The organism is Escherichia sp. Lx600-2 (assembly GCF_036662595.1).
Lineage (GTDB): Bacteria > Pseudomonadota > Gammaproteobacteria > Enterobacterales > Enterobacteriaceae > Escherichia > Escherichia coli.
This window is the reverse complement of the sequence record NZ_JAYQWM010000022.1, coordinates 1-18,719: the sequence shown is the minus strand read 5'-3', so window position 1 is coordinate 18,719 and position 18,719 is coordinate 1. Positions and strand designations below refer to the sequence as shown.

Below are 18,719 nucleotides of genomic sequence, written 5' to 3'. Positions count from 1 at the left end.
AACCGGATGGCGCGAAACGTCATCCGGTTATACGTCATTAATACATCAACTTAATACGCTGCGTCTGCGCGTACTTCACATACTCATCTTCCGGGCAACAATCACTCACCACAATATCAAAGCGTTTCAGGTCACCCATGCGCGCCGGACGCACCTTGCCAAATTTACTGTGGTCGACAACCAGCACATGCTTTTGCGCCATCGACATGGCCCAGTGTTTTACCGGCAACTCTTCAAGATTAAAACAGGTAGCGCCTTTACTGACATGCACGCCCGCCGCGGAATAAAAAGCGATATCCGGGCAAAAATTATTCAACGTTTGCTGAAAATCGATGGGTTTGAAAATGGCGTTGCTGGCGTGAAATTCACCACCGCACAGAAATGCGCGGCAATGGGGTTTCTCTTTCAGCGCCAGAAAGGTATTTAGCGAATAACAAACGGCGGTGAAAGGTATTTCATTATCAATCGCTTCAATAATCCACGGCGTGGTGGTGCCACAGTCAAAAAAGAGGGTCTGATCGGGTTCTACTAGCGTCGCAGCCAGTTTTGCCGCCCGGCGTTTTTCTTCCACCAGGCGGGATTTTTGATCGCTTAACAGGTAATGGCTGGCACTGCGCGGTTCCAGAACAATATAGCCGCCGAGCAAAACGACGGGCGCACTGTGGTTGTTCAGATCGCGACGAATCGTCATCTCCGAAACCCCAAGCAGGGCGGCGGCGTCTTTAAGATGTAACTTATCGCTGCGTTTTAATTCTTGCAGCAGCTGCCCGATACGCTCTTCGCGACGTGTTTCCATAATCCCTCTGAATAGTTATTGAAGCGAGCCGCTCAATACTACACTTTTTAGCAGAGATCAGTCACGCACCCAGCCTTTGCGGATCGGTAATGCAAAACAGAAGCGATACCACGATTGCAGACGTTGATAGAGTTTATGCCCCATCGCTTGCCAGATAATCTGGGCACTAAGGCAGCCAATCATACCTGCCAGCAATCCACCGAGCATATCCAGCGGCCAGTGGACGCCAAGATAAACGCGCGACCAGGCAATGACGACGGCCAGCACCATTAAAAGTGAGCCGGACCACAGGCGATGCCAGCATAAAAATGCCAGTGCAAAGGTGAAAATCACCGTACCGTGATCGCTCGGGAATGAGTCATCCGCCGCATGATGCAGGAAGTTATAGCCGATATTTTCGACAAACGGTCGGTCGTGCGGAAAAAGATGTCCCATCGTCCAGGACACAAACAGGCTGACCGCCAGCGCGATAGCGATTTTTATCACCAGTTGCCGTTGTGCTGTAAGCCCCCACAACCAAAGTACCGCGGCCAGCAACGGCACCACGGTAATCAAATCTTTAGCAATAAAAATCGCCAACGAGATCATCCACGGAGCCGAGTCTGGCGTCGCGTTAATAAGAGAGAATAGAGAGAGATTCAAATTTTCCAGCATAACTTCCCGACGCAAAGTGATTAAAAGGGAGCCAATACAGGCAACTCGTTGAGAATAAAGTGCAGGTTAAACTGGGTAAAGCGGCATCGTCTTATTTCCCTCAAGCGGCCTGTTTACGGTGGGTGATTGTAACGGGCATAGGTTAAATAAAACTTAAAGAAAGCGTAGCTATACTCGCAATAATGTAAGAATGTGCTTAACCGCGGTTTCAGCTACAAAATTCGCTTTCTCGTTAGCTGCGCTTTTATTAAACTTTGCGCGATTATTATTGGCGAAGAAATTGCATGCAAAATAAATTAGCTTCCGGTGCCAGGCTTGGACGTCAGGCGTTACTTTTCCCTCTCTGTCTGGTGCTTTACGAATTTTCAACCTATATCGGCAACGATATGATTCAACCCGGTATGTTGGCCGTGGTGGAACAATATCAGGCGGGCATTGATTGGGTTCCTACTTCGATGACCGCGTATCTGGCGGGCGGGATGTTTTTACAATGGCTCCTGGGGCCGCTGTCGGATCGTATTGGTCGCCGGCCGGTGATGCTGGCGGGTGTGGTGTGGTTTATTGTCACCTGTCTGGCAATATTACTGGCGCAAAACATTGAACAATTCACCCTGTTGCGCTTCTTGCAGGGCATAAGCCTCTGTTTCATTGGCGCTGTGGGATACGCCGCAATTCAGGAATCCTTCGAAGAGGCGGTTTGTATCAAGATCACCGCGCTGATGGCGAACGTGGCGCTGATTGCTCCGCTACTTGGTCCACTGGTGGGCGCGGCGTGGATCCATGTGCTGCCCTGGGAAGGGATGTTTGTCTTGTTTGCCGCATTGGCAGCGATCTCCTTTTTCGGTCTGCAACGAGCCATGCCTGAAACCGCCACGCGTATAGGCGAGAAACTGTCGCTGAAAGAACTCGGTCGTGACTATAAGCTGGTGCTGAAGAACGGTCGCTTTGTGGCGGGGGCGCTGGCGCTGGGATTCGTTAGCCTGCCGTTGCTGGCGTGGATCGCCCAGTCGCCGATTATCATCATTACCGGCGAGCAGTTGAGCAGCTATGAATATGGTTTGCTGCAAGTGCCTATTTTCGGGGCGTTAATTGCGGGTAACTTGCTGTTAGCGCGTCTGACCTCGCGCCGCACCGTACGTTCGCTGATTATTATGGGCGGCTGGCCGATTATGATTGGTCTGTTGGTCGCTGCTGCGGCAACGGTTATCTCATCGCACGCGTATTTATGGATGACCGCCGGGTTAAGTATTTATGCTTTCGGTATTGGTCTGGCGAATGCGGGACTGGTGCGATTAACCCTGTTTGCCAGCGATATGAGTAAAGGTACGGTTTCTGCGGCGATGGGAATGCTGCAAATGCTGATCTTTACCGTCGGTATTGAAATCAGCAAACATGCCTGGCTGAACGGGGGCAACGGACTGTTTAATCTCTTCAACCTTGTCAACGGAATTTTGTGGCTGTCGCTGATGGTTATCTTTTTAAAAGATAAACAGATGGGAAATTCTCACGAAGGGTAAAAAAATGCCTGATTGCTTTGTGCGATCAGGCATTCTCGAATTAATGGTGATGGTCGTCAATCTGGTGTTCGATAACCATCCCTTCACCTACGCTGGCAAGATGGCGAACATAAGGATGCGGGCGGTAAGCCGGAGCTGGCGCAGGAGCCACATAGACGGTTTGCGGCACAGTCGCGACGCTGACCGCTTGTGGAACGCTGACTGAATCAGGAACCACAACCACTTTGTATCCACTCGGCACATCGACGGTGACACTTTGCGCCATCGCCACACCAGTAAAGCCCATTAAAAGCGCGCCCAACAGTAGACAATTTTTCATAAACATTTCGCCTGAAATAATGCAGCGGGTTAATTTCCGCGAATTATGCAGCCTTCATTCAGGTATTGTGTTGCCGGGCGTGCTGCCGTTTTTATTGGTCAAATGGCGCTTCGTGTTTAAGAACTTTATCGATCACATCCAGTACGCCTTCACGGTTATTGGAGCCTGCCCGGTATTTTGCCGCTGCGACGACCGCGTTGCCGGCATTTTCCATTGCAAAACTAAAGCCTGCCTGACGCAGCATCTCAATATCGTTACCGCCATCGCCAAAGACCACCACTTCGCTGTCGTCTATTCCCCATAATTTCTGCAGTTGGCGAAGGCCATTGGCTTTATGTACGCCGGGGATAATCAGATCGATGCTGCCGTTGCCGGTGTGGACCGGCACCATAATATCGCCGATGGCCTCATGTAATGTTTTTTGTACTTGTGGAATCAGTTCATCGGAAAGATTCAGGCCAAACTTAAAGAAGATATCTTCTAAGTTGTCAAAGTTATCGACGTATTCCAGACGGTGATAATACATTTCCGCCACCGTTTTCATGGCATCGTCATATTTTTTGAGCGTATAGGCGCTATTTTTTCCGCAGGCAATAATTTCCACTTCCGGGCGCGTCAGCAAATGTTCCACGACAGTAGTAAACGCATCCTTCGACAGCTCGCCATTAAAAACATCTTTGCCTTCACTCACTACCCAGCCGCCGTTTTCAGCCACAAAGGCAATTTCATTAGCAATTTCAGGGAAGAAAGAGATCAACTGATAATATTGATTCCCGCTGGCGACCACAAAGCGAATGCCTTGTGCTTTCATTTGCTGATACTGAGCCATAAACCGCTCACGGTTATAGGTTTTTTGATCGCTTAAGAAAGTACCATCCATGTCTACCGCAATTAATTTAATGCTCATCAACTATTCTCCATCGCCGTCTGCGTTTTGGTATCGGGTTTGGCGACGGCTTTCGCGACAATAGCCGCGAGAATAACCAGCGCCAGTACAACCAGCATTGCACTACGTAATCCATAATGTTCGCCGAGATAGCCCAGCAGCGGCGGCCCGACGAGGAAAGCCAGATAACCGGTCGTTGCTACCACACTGACGCGGGTTGGTGCATCGGGGCCGGTATCGCTGGCAGCAGAAATAGTCAGCGGGAAGCCCAGCGAGGCACCCAGTCCCCAGAGTACAACAGACACCCCAGCGACCCAGGCGCTATCGACAAAAATAATCAGCCCAATACCCAACGCCCCCATTAGCGCACTGGCCCGAACCACGGCAACGCGACTGTAACGGTCGATGAACCAACCGCCAGTGAAGCGTCCAACGGTCATCCCCAGGGTAAAACCGGCATAAATCAGCGAGCCGGAAGTGGGGCTAAAACCGTGACCGTCAACCATTAATAAGGGTAACCAGTCGTTGGCAGAACCTTCGGCAAAGGCCATCGCCAGCACCACAACACCAATCAGCAGCAACTGGATATCGCGATAAAAAGGTACGCCTTTTTCGCCATGCTGGGTGCCATCGGCAGCATTTTTGCCCGTACCGTCAGGGATTGCCTGAATGGCGATATATATAGGCGCGATGCCTACCAGCGCCGCCAATAAAATGTGCACCGTTGCCGGAACGCCAAAGGCCGTCAGTGCCATCCCGACACCAGCGCCTGCCAGCGTGCCCAGGCTATAAAAACCGTGCATCATCGGCAAAACCGTTTTATTCATTTCTCGCTCAACGGCGGCACCTTCAACGTTTATCGCCACTTCCGCAGAACCAAAACTTGCCCCAAAGACGCCGAGACCAACGGCAAAGAGCAGGGGCGATGTCAGCCAGAGTGCCAGACTTAATATCATCATCCCGACCAATGCGCAGGACATGGTGACCAGGATGACATTACGTGTCCCAAAGCGTTTCACTAACCACGCCGAGCAGAGAATACCGCTCATCGAACCGATCGACAGACCAAAGAGAACACCGCCCATTTCAGCGATCGAGACAGAGAGAATATCGCGGATAGCAGGCGTACGGGTTGCCCAGGACGTCATTAACAGGCCCGGCAAAAAGAAGAACATAAACAGCGCCCAGGTTCGGCGTTTCAATGCATTACGTGAAGAATTTACGGTCATAGATCACGTCAAAATAAGAAGAGGGAAGACAACATTAGCAAGGTTGTGTACATTTGTACACAATTGCAGACAGAGGAAATGACATGCGTCGCGCTAACGATCCGCAACGGCGAGAAAAAATTATCCAGGCCACGCTGGAGGCGGTGAAACTTTACGGAATACATGCTGTTACGCACCGCAAAATTGCTACCCTTGCCGGGGTACCGTTGGGATCGATGACCTACTATTTTTCAGGAATTGATGAGTTGTTGCTGGAGGCGTTCAGCAGTTTTACTGAGATCATGTCCCGGCAATATCAGGCATTTTTTAGCGATGTTATTGATGCTCAAGGCGCATGCCAGGCTATCACCGATATGATCTACAGCTCACAGGTGGCAACGCCGGATAACATGGAGTTGATGTACCAGCTCTACGCGCTGGCTAGCCGAAAACCGCTATTAAAAACGGTAATGCAAAACTGGATGCAGCGCAGTCAGCAAACGCTCGAACAATGGTTTGAACCCGGAACCGCCCGCGCGCTTGATGCGTTTATTGAGGGGATGACGCTGCATTTTGTCACCGACCGTAAGCCGCTATCGCGCGAGGAGATTTTGAGGATGGTTGAGAGGGTTGCTGGGTAGTAGATAAATTTTAGGCAACAAAAAACCCACCAACCTTGAACCGAAATGGCGGGGTTGATGGGCTCCACAAAATGGGGACATCAAAGAAAAGCAGTGGCACTAATTAAGACTGATGCCCTGCGGAAAAGTTCTGCGGTTGTGCAAAAAAATTTCATTTTCAGGGCAACTTCAGTTTTATCCTAATCCTGGCCATACCATGACGATGATTGTCCCTGCCAGCGTCAGCAGGACGTTGGCGATTGCATAGGTGCCCGCATAGCCCAGCGCCGGGATGTTACTGCGAGCTGTATCACTGATGATCTCCATTGCCGGCGCGCAGGTGCGTGCGCCCATCATTGCGCCGAACAACAGTGCGCGGTTCATTCGCAATACATAAGCACCGAACAAGAAACAGATAACTACGGGCACCAGACTGACAATCAATCCGGCAATCAACATCTGGCCGCCAATCGCGCCCAGGCCGTTATTAATACCGCTACCGGCGCTCAGACCAACGCCTGCCATAAACACCATCAAGCCGAACTCTTTCACCATGCTTAATGCACCTTGCGGAATGTAACCGAAGGTCGGGTGGTTAGCACGCATAAAGCCCAGCATAATTCCGGCGAATAACAACCCGGCAGCGTTCCCCATGCCGAAACTGAATGTGCTGAACTGGAAGGTGATCATCCCGATCATCAGCCCAATAACAAAGAAGGCGCAGAATGCCAGCAGGTCAGTGACCTGGCTGTGAATCGAGATAAAGCCGATGCGATCGGCGATGGTTTTTACGCGGCGGGCATCGCCGCTGACTTGTAAAACGTCACCTTTGTTAAGCACGACGTTGTCATCTATCGGCATCTCAATCTGGCTACGAATGACGCGGTTAAGGAAGCAACCGTGATCGGTCAACTTCAGTTGTGCGAGACGTTTGCCAACGGCGTTATGGTTTTTAACGACCACTTCTTCAGTGACGATACGCATGTCGAGAAGGTCACGATCGAAAACTTCTTTACCGTTACGGAAGCTGGGATCGAGTCGGGCATGGGCGTCGGGATAGCCTACCAACGCTATTTCATCGCCCATTTGTAGCACGGCATCACCGTCTGGATTTGCCAGAATCCCGTTACGTCGAATACGTTCAATGTAGCAGCCGGTTTGTCGATAAATACCCAGTTCACGCAGATTTTTGCCGTCGGTCCAGGCCACCAGCTCCGGGCCGACGCGGTAGGCGCGGATCACCGGTAAATAAACTTTACGGTTGGCATCAGTGTCCAGGCCACGTTCGCGGGCGATTTGCTGGGCGCTGGTCTGTAAGTCCTGATGCTGCAATTTCGGCAAGTAACGCGCACCAACAATCAAACTCACCAGACCGATTAAATAGGTTAAGGCATACCCGAGGCTCAGATTATCCAGTGCCAGTGCGAGCTGCCTGCTTTCCATACCGGAATGACGCAGTGTATCGCCAGCACCGACCAGAACCGGTGTCGACGTCATAGAGCCTGCTAACATACCGGCCGTCAGGCCAATATCCCAGCCAAACAGCTTACCTAACCCTAAGGCGATCACCAGCGCACTGCCAACCATCACCAGTGCTAACATTAGGTAATTTTTCCCATCGCGAAAAAAAATGGAAAAAAAGTTCGGTCCGGCTTCGACCCCGACGCAGAAAATAAACAGCATAAAGCCAAGATTAAGCGCATCGGTGTTAATGCTGAAATGTTGTTGGCCTAATAACAGCGATACGACTAAAACGCCAATGGAATTACCCAGTTGGATCGAACCAAGTCGTAACTTTCCGAGACATAGCCCAAGCGCGAGGACCACAAATAATAACAGAATGTAATTCCCATTTAACAATTCGGCGACGTTTATATTCACGGAGGCTAACTTCTTGTTTACTAGTAAGCTGTTGAAAGAAATGGTAATTTACGATAATGTTTTTTACCAGAATTCAGGGCGCAGATTCATTCAGCGCACCTAAACGATAGTAAAGTAACAATATATTTTACTAGTGTAATCACATTAGGTATCAACGGCTATATGAATTGCGTTGGCCTATATTAGCATGGAATGCGAAGCGGCTTTATCTTACTGAACGCCACACTGGCGAAAAATGTGTTCGATAGACGCAGTGTCAGGAGGAACGAGTGAAACATAAACAACGTTGGGCGGGGGCAATCTGCTGTTTTGTCCTCTTCATTGTGGTGTGCCTTTTTCTGGCGACGCACATGAAAGGCGCTTTTCGGGCTGCCGGGCATCCTGAAATCGGCTTGCTGTTTTTCATTCTTCCTGGAGCAGTTGCCAGTTTCTTTTCACAGCGTAGAGAAGTCCTGAAACCTCTATTTGGCGCAATGCTGGCGGCACCCTGTTCAATGCTTATTATGCGGCTGTTTTTTTCACCGACCCGCTCATTCTGGCAAGAGCTGGCATGGTTACTAAGCGCGGTGTTCTGGTGTGCGCTGGGGGCACTGTGTTTCTTATTTATCAGTAGTTTGTTTAAACCACAGCACAGAAAAAATCAGTAAAGCCCTCAACGTGAGGGCTTGTCAGACGATCAGGCGTCCAGATTTTCTTTCACCCATGCAGCAAAATCGGTATAGCCGCCGATATGTTGCTGATCGACAAAAATCTGCGGCACGGTTTCTACGGGTTTACCTGCCTTTTGTTGTAGATCTTCTTTAGTGATCCCTTCCGCACGAATATCTACATACTGATACTGAAAATCATCGCGTTCATTGCTCAATTTCTCAGCCAGATCTTTTGCACGCACACAGTAAGGGCAACCCGGACGACCAAAAATAACGGTTTGCATTATTTCTCTCCTCATAGATTTATGCCTGTAATGATCACGCTAAAATGTATTCGCTGAAAGTAGGTTTAACCTGTTGCATTAATTGCTAAAAGCTATAACTGTTAAACACAATACAGTGAAAAGTTTTAGACTGAAGGCTCACTTTGCAGAGGGAAGCGTATGCGCGCGATCGGTAAATTGCCTAAGAGCGTGTTGATACTGGAATTTATCGGAATGATGTTGCTGGCGGTGGCGCTGCTGTCGGTAAGCGACTCCCTGTCGCTGCCTGAGCCATTTTCTCGGCCAGAAGTGCAGATTCTGATGATTTTTCTCGGTGTTTTGCTCATGCTTCCCGCTGCGGTGGTGGTTATTCTTCAGGTGGCAAAACGTCTTGCCCCACAGCTGATGAACCGTCCACCGCAATATTCACGTTCAGAAAGAGAAAAAGATAATGACGCCAACCATTGAACTTATTTGTGGCCATCGCTCCATTCGCCATTTCACTGATGAACCCATTTCCGAGGCGCAGCGTGAGGCGATTATTAACAGCGCCCGTGCGACGTCCAGTTCCAGTTTTTTGCAGTGTAGTAGCATTATTCGCATTACCGACAAAGCATTACGTGAAGAGCTGGTGACGCTGACCGGCGGGCAAAAACACGTAGCGCAAGCGGCGGAGTTCTGGGTGTTCTGTGCCGACTTTAACCGCCATTTACAGATCTGTCCGGATGCTCAGCTCGGCCTGGCGGAACAGCTGTTGCTCGGTGTCGTTGATACGGCAATGATGGCGCAGAATGCATTAACCGCAGCGGAATCGCTGGGATTGGGCGGCGTATATATCGGCGGCCTGCGCAATAATATTGAAGCGGTGACGAAACTGCTGAAATTACCGCAGCATGTTCTGCCGCTGTTTGGGCTGTGCCTTGGCTGGCCTGCGGATAATCCGGATCTCAAGCCGCGTTTACCGGCCTCCATTTTGGTGCATGAAAACAGCTATCAACCGCTGGATAAAGACGCACTGGCGCAGTATGACGAGCAACTGGCGGAATATTACCTCACCCGTGGCAGCAATAATCGCCGGGATACCTGGAGCGATCATATCCGCCGAACAATCATTAAAGAAAGCCGCCCATTTATTCTGGATTATTTGCACAAACAGGGTTGGGCGACGCGCTAAAACCGCCACGTCGATGTATGATACGCGGGCTTTTGACCAGGTCTGACAGAGAGGTGCAGGGTGAAAATTGCCATATTGTCCCGGGATGGAACGCTCTATTCGTGTAAGCGGCTGCGTGAAGCCGCTATACAGCGCGGTCACCTGGTTGAAATTCTTGATCCGCTTTCTTGCTACATGAACATAAATCCTGCGGCGTCTTCTATTCACTACAAAGGCCGCAAGTTACCCCATTTTGACGCAGTGATCCCGCGTATTGGCACCGCCATTACCTTTTATGGGACGGCGGCACTGCGCCAGTTCGAGATGCTGGGGAGCTATCCGCTCAATGAGTCGGTCGCCATTGCCCGGGCGCGTGACAAATTGCGTTCCATGCAACTGCTGGCGCGTCAGGGCATCGACCTGCCTGTCACGGGCATTGCGCATTCGCCGGATGATACCAGCGATTTAATCGACATGGTCGGTGGTGCGCCGCTGGTGGTCAAGTTGGTTGAAGGCACGCAGGGAATTGGCGTCGTGCTGGCGGAGACGCGTCAGGCGGCGGAAAGCGTGATTGACGCTTTCCGCGGTCTGAACGCGCATATTCTGGTGCAGGAATATATCAAAGAGGCGCAAGGGTGCGATATCCGCTGTCTGGTTGTTGGCGATGAAGTGGTCGCTGCGATTGAACGGCGGGCGAAAGAGGGCGATTTTCGTTCCAATTTGCATCGTGGCGGCGCGGCAAGCGTCGCCAGTATCACACCACAGGAGCGTGAAATCGCGATAAAAGCCGCGCGAACGATGGCGCTGGACGTTGCTGGTGTGGATATTCTGCGTGCTAATCGCGGGCCGTTGGTGATGGAAGTGAATGCGTCGCCGGGGCTGGAAGGAATAGAAAAAACCACCGGTATCGACATCGCGGGTAAAATGATCCGCTGGATCGAACGCCACGCTACGACAGAATATTGCCTGAAAACGGGTGGTTAGTCGCAATCACATTACTGATCATGGTTTTGCCTGCGCTTTTTGCGTAAGCTGTGCCGGTCTTTTTATCGAAAGAGGTTGTACAAAATTATGACATCGCTGGTCGTTCCTGGTCTGGATACGCTGCGTCAATGGCTCGATGACCTGGGGATGAGTTTTTTTGAATGTGATAACTGTCAGGCTCTGCATCTGCCCCATATGCAGAATTTCGACGGTGTCTTTGATGCCAAAATCGATTTGATCGATAACACGATCCTGTTTTCTGCCATGGCGGAAGTCCGACCTTCAGCCGTATTGCCGCTGGCGGCGGATTTATCTGCCATCAATGCCAGTTCGCTGACCGTGAAAGCATTTCTTGATATGCAGGATGATAATCTGCCAAAACTGGTGGTTTGCCAGTCTTTATCCGTTATGCAGGGCGTAACCTATGAGCAGTTTGCATGGTTCGTGCGTCAGAGCGAAGAGCAGATTTCGATGGTCATTCTTGAAGCTAATGCCCATCAACTGCTGTTACCGACTGACGATGAAGGGCAAAACAACGTTACCGAAAACTATTTCCTCCACTGATAACTCCTTTCGAGCACGCAGTCGCTGCCGCAGTGACTGCGCGCTGCAATATTATCTGCTGTTTTTAACCTTTTCTTAAAGATTATTTCACTTCTCTTGTGTCGATTTGGCTTTATCACATAGAGCAAATACGCATAAAAATTTGTTAAATACCGTTTTTTAATCCGAGCTATAGTCTCAAACCCTGGCTAAAGTTATTCTTGCGATGCTTTTATATAGCGAGCAGTGCTGGCCGGGAGAGAGTTCTCTTTTCTTACACCGCGCCGATAAAAAATATGCACGTTTATTGCATATCTTTCAGTGTGACAACTTTTGTTCGTTTGTTAACGAACTTTCAGAAGGAAAGAGATATGACCGCCTTAAATAAAAAATGGCTTTCGGGTCTGGTTGCGGGTGCTCTGATGGCCGTCTCTGTCGGCACGCTCGCGGCTGAACAAAAAACACTCCACATTTATAACTGGTCTGATTATATCGCCCCCGACACGGTGGCTAACTTTGAAAAAGAAACCGGTATTAAAGTCGTCTACGATGTTTTCGACTCTAACGAAGTACTGGAAGGCAAATTAATGGCCGGGAGCACCGGCTTTGACCTGGTGGTGCCGTCAGCAAGCTTTCTTGAACGCCAGCTGACAGCGGGAGTTTTCCAGCCGCTGGATAAAAGCAAATTGCCGGAGTGGAAGAATCTCGACCCGGAACTGCTGAAGTTGGTCGCCAAACACGATCCCGACAATAAATTTGCTATGCCCTATATGTGGGCGACGACCGGGATTGGCTATAACGTCGATAAAGTCAAAGCGGTGCTGGGCGAAAACGCGCCCGTCGATAGCTGGGACTTGATCCTCAAGCCTGAAAATCTGGAAAAACTGAAAAGCTGCGGTGTATCTTTCCTCGATGCGCCAGAAGAAGTTTTTGCTACCGTGCTGAATTATCTCGGCAAAGATCCCAACAGCACTAAAGCGGATGATTACACCGGACCGGCTACCGATCTGCTGTTAAAGCTGCGCCCGAACATTCGTTATTTCCATTCATCTCAATACATTAACGACCTGGCAAACGGCGATATTTGCGTCGCTATCGGCTGGGCAGGTGATGTCTGGCAGGCGTCAAACCGCGCGAAGGAAGCGAAGAATGGCGTGAATGTCTCGTTCTCGATTCCAAAAGAAGGGGCGATGGCGTTCTTTGATGTATTCGCCATGCCTGCGGATGCCAAAAATAAAGACGAAGCCTATCAGTTCCTGAATTACCTGCTGCGTCCTGATGTGGTGGCACATATCTCTGACCATGTGTTCTATGCTAACGCCAATAAAGCAGCCACGCCGCTGGTGAGTGCGGAAGTCCGTGATAACCCGGGTATTTATCCGCCTGCGGATGTCCGCGCGAAGTTGTTCACTCTGAAAGTACAGGATCCGAAAATCGACCGTGTGCGCACCCGCGCGTGGACCAAAGTGAAGAGCGGAAAATAATCCGCAGCCTTAGATGCCGGGCGGGCGCACCACACCCGCCGGCAATTCGCACCATCATGGTGCGCTTGCACACATTCAATGCCGGAGAGCAGCCGTGAATGACGCTATCCCTCGCCCGCAGGCGAAAAACCGTAAGGCGCTGACGCCGCTATTAGAAATCCGCAACCTCACCAAATCCTACGATGGTCAACATGCGGTGGATGATGTCAGCCTGACCATCTACAAAGGTGAAATCTTCGCGCTGCTGGGCGCATCCGGCTGTGGCAAGTCCACGCTGCTGCGTATGCTGGCAGGTTTCGAACAACCTTCTGCCGGACAGATAATGCTTGATGGCGTCGATTTGTCACAGGTTCCGCCTTACCTGCGCCCCATCAATATGATGTTTCAGTCTTACGCGCTGTTTCCGCATATGACCGTGGAACAGAACATCGCTTTTGGCCTGAAACAGGACAAACTACCGAAAGCGGAAATTGCCAGCCGGGTCAATGAGATGCTCGGCCTTGTGCATATGCAGGAGTTCGCCAAACGCAAACCGCATCAGCTTTCCGGTGGTCAGCGACAGCGTGTGGCCCTGGCCCGAAGCCTTGCCAAACGCCCGAAACTATTACTGCTCGATGAGCCGATGGGCGCGCTGGATAAAAAGCTGCGTGACCGGATGCAGCTTGAAGTGGTGGATATTCTGGAGCGCGTCGGTGTGACCTGCGTGATGGTTACTCACGATCAGGAAGAGGCGATGACCATGGCGGGGCGTATCGCCATTATGAATCGTGGGAAATTTGTCCAGATTGGCGAACCGGAAGAGATCTACGAGCATCCGACTACCCGCTATAGCGCCGAATTTATTGGCTCGGTTAATGTCTTTGAAGGTGTACTCAAAGAGCGTCAGGAAGATGGTCTGGTGCTTTATTCGCCGGGGCTGATGCATCCACTGAAAGTCGATGCGGATGCTTCAGTGGTCGATAACGTGCCGGTACACGTAGCGCTGCGCCCGGAAAAAATCATGCTTTGCGAAGAGCCGCCCGCCAATGGTTGTAACTTCGCGGTGGGGGAGGTGATACACATTGCCTATCTCGGCGATCTTTCGGTGTATCACGTTCGTCTGAAAAGTGGGCAGATGATTAGCGCCCAGCTACAAAACGCCCATCGTCATCGTAAAGGGTTACCGACCTGGGGCGACGAAGTGCGTTTGTGCTGGGAAGTGGACAGCTGTGTGGTGCTGACGGTTTAAGGAGCAAAGATGAGTACACTTGAACCTGCTGCCCAGTCGAAACCGCCGGGCGGATTTAAGCTGTGGTTGTCGCAGCTGCAAATGAAGCATGGGCGCAAACTGGTCATTGCGTTGCCGTATATCTGGTTGATCTTGCTGTTTCTGCTGCCATTTCTGATTGTCTTTAAAATAAGCCTGGCGGAGATGGCGCGCGCTATTCCACCTTATACCGAACTGATGGAGTGGGCTGACGGGCAACTGTCCATCACCCTTAATTTCGGTAATTTCCTGCAACTGACCGACGATCCGCTCTATTTCGATGCTTATCTCCAGTCGTTACAGGTGGCGGCGATTTCGACATTTTGCTGTTTACTGATCGGCTATCCGCTGGCGTGGGCGGTGGCGCACAGTAAGCCTTCGACCCGTAATATCTTATTACTACTGGTGATCCTGCCGTCGTGGACCTCGTTTCTGATTCGTGTCTACGCCTGGATGGGAATATTAAAAAACAACGGTGTGCTGAATAATTTTCTGCAGTGGCTGGGGGTTATCGATCAACCGCTGACCATTCTGCATACCAATCTGGCAGTTTATATTGGCATTGTTTACGCCTACGTGCCGTTTATGGTGCTGCCGATTTATACCGCGTTGATTCGTATTGATTATTCGCTGGTGGAAGCAGCGCTGGATCTCGGTGCACGACCGCTGAAAACGTTCTTTACTGTGATCGTGCCGCTGACTAAAGGTGGGATTATTGCCGGATCGATGCTGGTGTTTATCCCGGCTGTGGGCGAGTTTGTGATCCCGGAACTGCTCGGTGGCCCGGACAGCATCATGATCGGGCGCGTGCTATGGCAAGAGTTTTTCAATAACCGCGACTGGCCGGTGGCCTCGGCGGTAGCGATCATCATGTTGCTGCTGCTAATTGTGCCGATAATGTGGTTCCACAAACACCAGCAAAAAAGCGTGGGAGAACACGGATGAATAATTTACCGGTAGTTCGTTCGCCCTGGCGGATTGTGATTTTGCTGCTGGGCTTTACCTTTCTCTACGCGCCAATGCTGATGCTGGTTATCTATTCGTTTAACAGCTCGAAGCTGGTGACGGTGTGGGCCGGCTGGTCAACGCGCTGGTATGGCGAATTATTGCGCGATGACGCGATGATGAGTGCGGTTGGTTTAAGTCTGACAATTGCGGCCTGTGCGGCGACGGCGGCGGCGATCCTCGGAACTATTGCGGCGGTGGTGCTGGTGCGCTTTGGCAGGTTTCGCGGATCAAATGGCTTTGCCTTTATGATCACCGCGCCGCTGGTAATGCCAGATGTCATCACGGGCTTGTCGCTGTTGTTATTATTCGTCGCGCTTGCTCATGCCATTGGCTGGCCTGCGGACCGCGGTATGCTTACCATCTGGCTGGCGCATGTCACTTTCTGTACGGCTTATGTGGCAGTCGTTATTTCGTCGCGTCTGCGGGAACTGGATCGCTCGATAGAAGAAGCAGCGATGGATCTCGGTGCGACGCCGCTGAAAGTGTTTTTCGTCATTACGCTACCGATGATCATGCCCGCGATCATTTCTGGCTGGTTACTGGCTTTTACTTTGTCGCTTGATGATCTGGTGATCGCCAGCTTTGTTTCCGGGCCGGGAGCCACCACGTTACCGATGCTGGTCTTTTCCAGCGTGCGGATGGGGGTGAATCCGGAAATCAACGCCCTGGCAACATTGATCCTTGGTGCGGTCGGAATTGTCGGATTTATCGCCTGGTATCTGATGGCTCGCGCAGAAAAACAGCGGATACGCGACATCCAGCGTGCAAGACGTGGCTGAAGACACTAAAATTTGCCAACCTGGCTACATAATGCCGCGTATGTCGCGGCATTGTTTTCATGGAAGACGAAACGTTGGGATTTTTTAAGAAAACATCTTCATCTCATGCTCGCCTGAATGTGCCTGCGCTGGTGCAGGTGGCGGCGCTCGCCATTATTATGATCCGTGGCCTCGACGTGCTGATGATTTTCAATACGCTGGGCGTGCGCGGTATTGGCGAGTTCATTCATCGCAGCGTACAAACCTGGAGTTTAACGCTGGTCTTTTTAAGCAGTCTGGTGCTGGTTTTCATTGAGATCTGGTGTGCGTTTTCACTGGTGAAAGGGCGTCGCTGGGCGCGCTGGCTATATCTGCTGACACAAATCACCGCCGCAAGTTACTTGTGGGCGGCTTCGCTGGGGTACGGTTATCCGGAGCTGTTCAGCATTCCCGGTGAATCAAAACGTGAAATCTTCCATAGCCTGATGCTGCAGAAGCTGCCGGATATGCTCATCCTGATGCTGCTGTTCGTTCCCTCGACCAGTCGGCGGTTCTTCCAGTTGCAATAATGTGTATAATCGTCGCCCCTGATGATGTGAAGGTCAATGTATGCAGTGCGCACTTTACGACGCGGGTCGCTGTCGTTCCTGTCAGTGGATAACGCAGCCGATTCCAGAGCAACTCTCCGCTAAAACCGCCGATCTTAAAAATCTGCTCGCCGATTTTCCGGTTGAGGAATGGTGCGCGCCGGTGTCAGGCCCAGAACAAGGGTTTCGTAATAAAGCCAAAATGGTGGTGAGTGGTAGCGTTGAAAAACCCCTGCTCGGTATGCTGCATCGCGACGGCACACCGGAAGACCTTTGTGACTGCCCGCTTTATCCTGCCTCATTTGCGCCCGTTTTTGCGGCGCTAAAACCGTTTATCGCCCGAGCGGGGTTAACGCCCTACAACGTGGCGCGTAAGCGTGGCGAACTGAAATACATTCTGCTGACCGAAAGCCAGAGCGATGGCGGCATGATGCTGCGCTTTGTACTGCGTTCTGATACCAAGCTGGCGCAACTGCGTAAGGCGCTGCCGTGGTTACACGAACAACTACCGCAGCTGAAAGTTATTACCGTCAATATTCAGCCGGTACATATGGCGATTATGGAAGGGGAGACGGAGATCTACCTGACCGAACAACAGGCGCTGGCAGAGCGTTTTAACGATGTGCCGCTGTGGATCCGTCCGCAAAGTTTCTTCCAGACTAATCCGGCGGTCGCCAGCCAGCTGTACGCTACCGCGCGCGACTGGGTACGACAGCTGCCGGTTAAACATATGTGGGATCTGTTCTGCGGTGTGGGGGGCTTTGGTTTACACTGCGCGACGCCTGACATGCAGTTAACCGGGATCGAAATTGCGCCAGAGGCCATTGCCTGTGCAAAGCAGTCAGCTGCTGAACTGGGCTTAACGCGTTTGCAATTTCAGGCGCTGGACTCCACTCAGTTTGCCACCGCTCAGGGGGAGGTGCCGGAGCTGGTGCTGGTTAACCCGCCGCGCCGCGGCATTGGTAAACCGCTGTGTGATTATCTCTCAACGATGGCACCGCGTTTTATCATCTACTCCAGCTGTAACGCCCAAACTATGGCGAAAGATATCCGAGAACTGCCTGGTTATCGCATTGAACGGGTGCAGCTTTTCGATATGTTCCCTCACACCGCGCATTATGAAGTGTTGACGCTGCTGGTAAAAATGTAAATACATCATTCAAATCAATATCACCTCGGCATACATCCATCCAAAATAATAATCGTGATCGATCGATTAATAATAACCGATCGATCACGGTTATATATTGCTCTATTTTTGCAAATCAAATCACAAATAATCAAATAAGATCTTTAATTGAACTGTTTTGATTACTACAGTGCACTTACCGAATACATACAGAGGCATTGCTTAGCGAAACACAAAATTTCCTGAGACATTATTAACGTCAGCAGAAGGTTCATGCATTGACAACGGAAATGTACGCTTATGGAGGGCGTTCCGACGATGTTTGCCAAATTCATAGATGTTATTCAAACGTTTTTAACTGAACCGGCAATTTTAATTGGTTTGCTGGTGGGTATTGGTTATGCCCTTGATAAGAAATCGCCAATAAAAATTATTACCGGCATGGTCAGCGCCATGGTGGGATTAATGATGGTGTTATTTGGTGGTTTCCAGTTTTCCGCAACATTTAAACCGGTAGCAGAAGCCGTAAGTAAAGCCTATGGTGTTCACGGATATTTAATGGATTCCTACGCAATGAAAGCGGCAACGCAAATTGCATTGGGGGATAATTTTGGTTATGTCGGGTATGTATTTGTACTGGCGTTTTTTACCAACCTGCTGCTGGTATTATTTGGTCGGTATACTGGTGCCAAAGGGATATTTTTGACAGGGAATACCGGTGTTTCACATTCTCAGGCGGTATTATGGTTGATTGTCTTTTGGCTGGGTTTTAGCTGGACTACATCCATTATTATTGCCGGAATATTAACGGGTGTATTCTGGGCGTTCTCCACCACGCTCATTGTTAAGCCCATTGCCAAAGTTACCAAAGATGCCGGTTTTACCATTGCTCATAACCAGATGTTGGGATTGTGGTTTTTCTCCAAATTCGCCCATAAATTTGGTGACCCTGAAAAGGGTAATGACTCCAACTTATTGATAGTGTTTTATGTTCAGATAATGCCCGATGACTTTGTCATGCAGCTCCACCGAT

The 18,719-nt window shown here is 50.6% G+C and carries 20 protein-coding genes and 1 pseudogene; 14 read left to right on the top strand and 7 right to left on the bottom strand.

The genetic code is table 11. The features are described 5' to 3' along the window. Positions 1-37: 37 nt before the first annotated feature. Entirely contained in the window at positions 38-796 is a 759-nt protein-coding gene (gene deoR / locus OQV04_RS10530) for a DNA-binding transcriptional repressor DeoR (RefSeq protein WP_000450121.1), read from the bottom strand. A 57-nt stretch (positions 797-853) separates the two neighbouring features. Further along, a complete protein-coding gene (ybjG, locus tag OQV04_RS10525; protein ID WP_000892317.1) occupies positions 854-1,450 on the bottom strand; it encodes an undecaprenyl-diphosphate phosphatase in 597 nt (198 codons plus the stop codon). Between the two features lie 284 nt (positions 1,451-1,734). Here ybjG and mdfA point away from each other — a divergent pair, with 284 nt between their 5' ends. Continuing rightward, positions 1,735-2,967, top strand: a complete 1,233-nt coding sequence (gene mdfA, locus OQV04_RS10520; RefSeq protein ID WP_001180089.1) for a multidrug efflux MFS transporter MdfA — start codon at positions 1,735-1,737, stop codon at positions 2,965-2,967. 40 nt (positions 2,968-3,007) lie between these two features. Here the strand turns inward: mdfA and ybjH are convergent, their stop codons facing one another. The 3 genes from ybjH to OQV04_RS10505 all read right to left on the bottom strand — a co-directional run bounded on the left by ybjH (position 3,008) and on the right by OQV04_RS10505 (position 5,401). Continuing rightward, a complete protein-coding gene (ybjH, locus tag OQV04_RS10515) occupies positions 3,008-3,292 on the bottom strand; it encodes a protein YbjH (RefSeq protein ID WP_000480892.1) in 285 nt (94 codons plus the stop codon). An 85-nt stretch (positions 3,293-3,377) separates the two neighbouring features. Then, positions 3,378-4,193: a 5-amino-6-(5-phospho-D-ribitylamino)uracil phosphatase gene (ybjI, locus tag OQV04_RS10510; protein ID WP_032280602.1), complete on the bottom strand. Its 816-nt coding sequence runs from the start codon at positions 4,191-4,193 to the stop codon at positions 3,378-3,380. Next, positions 4,193-5,401 (bottom strand): MFS transporter, encoded by a 1,209-nt coding sequence (locus OQV04_RS10505; RefSeq protein WP_032280603.1) that lies wholly within the window; start codon positions 5,399-5,401, stop codon positions 4,193-4,195. Before OQV04_RS10505 ends, ybjI begins: the two co-directional genes overlap by 1 nt. An 83-nt stretch (positions 5,402-5,484) precedes the next feature. Here OQV04_RS10505 and rcdA point away from each other — a divergent pair, with 83 nt between their 5' ends. After that, the gene (gene rcdA, locus OQV04_RS10500; RefSeq protein ID WP_028132104.1) at positions 5,485-6,021 is read left to right on the top strand and encodes a DNA-binding transcriptional regulator RcdA; all 537 of its coding nucleotides are present in this window, start codon (positions 5,485-5,487) and stop codon (positions 6,019-6,021) included. Between the two features lie 174 nt (positions 6,022-6,195). Here the strand turns inward: rcdA and OQV04_RS10495 are convergent, their stop codons facing one another. Beyond that, positions 6,196-7,881 (bottom strand): aspartate:alanine antiporter, encoded by a 1,686-nt coding sequence (locus tag OQV04_RS10495; RefSeq protein ID WP_032280606.1) that lies wholly within the window; start codon positions 7,879-7,881, stop codon positions 6,196-6,198. Between the two features lie 269 nt (positions 7,882-8,150). Between OQV04_RS10495 and OQV04_RS10490 the strand changes: the two genes are divergently transcribed. Next, the gene (locus tag OQV04_RS10490) at positions 8,151-8,528 is read left to right on the top strand and encodes an inner membrane protein YbjM (RefSeq protein WP_000681108.1); all 378 of its coding nucleotides are present in this window, start codon (positions 8,151-8,153) and stop codon (positions 8,526-8,528) included. 29 nt (positions 8,529-8,557) lie between these two features. On the opposite strand, the gene grxA is transcribed toward OQV04_RS10490, so the two are convergent. Next, positions 8,558-8,815 carry a glutaredoxin 1 gene (gene grxA, locus OQV04_RS10485; RefSeq protein WP_001195231.1) on the bottom strand — a complete coding sequence of 86 codons (258 nt, stop codon included), beginning with the start codon at positions 8,813-8,815 and terminating at the stop codon, positions 8,558-8,560. A 159-nt stretch (positions 8,816-8,974) separates the two neighbouring features. Between grxA and OQV04_RS10480 the strand changes: the two genes are divergently transcribed. From OQV04_RS10480 to OQV04_RS10430, 11 genes and pseudogenes are all read left to right on the top strand, one after another. Beyond that, the gene (locus OQV04_RS10480; protein ID WP_001201576.1) at positions 8,975-9,262 is read left to right on the top strand and encodes a DUF1418 family protein; all 288 of its coding nucleotides are present in this window, start codon (positions 8,975-8,977) and stop codon (positions 9,260-9,262) included. Then, positions 9,246-9,968: a nitroreductase NfsA gene (nfsA, locus tag OQV04_RS10475; RefSeq protein ID WP_000189169.1), complete on the top strand. Its 723-nt coding sequence runs from the start codon at positions 9,246-9,248 to the stop codon at positions 9,966-9,968. Before OQV04_RS10480 ends, nfsA begins: the two co-directional genes overlap by 17 nt. 60 nt (positions 9,969-10,028) lie before the next feature. Continuing rightward, the gene (gene rimK / locus OQV04_RS10470) at positions 10,029-10,931 is read left to right on the top strand and encodes a 30S ribosomal protein S6--L-glutamate ligase (protein ID WP_000684321.1); all 903 of its coding nucleotides are present in this window, start codon (positions 10,029-10,031) and stop codon (positions 10,929-10,931) included. Positions 10,932-11,018: 87 nt separating this feature from the next. Beyond that, on the top strand, positions 11,019-11,495 hold the full coding sequence (locus tag OQV04_RS10465; protein WP_000203025.1) for a YbjN domain-containing protein: 477 nt from the start codon (positions 11,019-11,021) through the stop codon (positions 11,493-11,495). 350 nt (positions 11,496-11,845) lie between these two features. Further along, positions 11,846-12,958 carry a spermidine/putrescine ABC transporter substrate-binding protein PotF gene (potF, locus tag OQV04_RS10460; RefSeq protein ID WP_000126069.1) on the top strand — a complete coding sequence of 371 codons (1,113 nt, stop codon included), beginning with the start codon at positions 11,846-11,848 and terminating at the stop codon, positions 12,956-12,958. Positions 12,959-13,052: 94 nt separating this feature from the next. After that, positions 13,053-14,186 carry a putrescine ABC transporter ATP-binding subunit PotG gene (potG, locus tag OQV04_RS10455; RefSeq protein WP_099145236.1) on the top strand — a complete coding sequence of 378 codons (1,134 nt, stop codon included), beginning with the start codon at positions 13,053-13,055 and terminating at the stop codon, positions 14,184-14,186. A 9-nt stretch (positions 14,187-14,195) separates the two neighbouring features. Continuing rightward, complete coding sequence (gene potH / locus OQV04_RS10450; RefSeq protein ID WP_032280609.1) at positions 14,196-15,149, top strand: putrescine ABC transporter permease PotH; 954 nt, start codon at positions 14,196-14,198, stop codon at positions 15,147-15,149. Beyond that, positions 15,146-15,991, top strand: coding sequence for a putrescine ABC transporter permease PotI (gene potI / locus OQV04_RS10445; protein WP_001061658.1), 846 nt, complete (start codon positions 15,146-15,148; stop codon positions 15,989-15,991). Before potH ends, potI begins: the two co-directional genes overlap by 4 nt. Positions 15,992-16,050: 59 nt before the next feature. After that, complete coding sequence (locus OQV04_RS10440) at positions 16,051-16,539, top strand: YbjO family protein (RefSeq protein ID WP_000389260.1); 489 nt, start codon at positions 16,051-16,053, stop codon at positions 16,537-16,539. A 40-nt stretch (positions 16,540-16,579) separates the two neighbouring features. Then, positions 16,580-17,707, top strand: coding sequence for a 23S rRNA (uracil(747)-C(5))-methyltransferase RlmC (rlmC, locus tag OQV04_RS10435; RefSeq protein WP_023307816.1), 1,128 nt, complete (start codon positions 16,580-16,582; stop codon positions 17,705-17,707). A 279-nt stretch (positions 17,708-17,986) separates the two neighbouring features. Next, positions 17,987-18,685, top strand: a pseudogene (locus OQV04_RS10430) (PTS transporter subunit IIC); the annotation flags it as partial. Between the last annotated feature and the right edge of the window lie 34 nt (positions 18,686-18,719).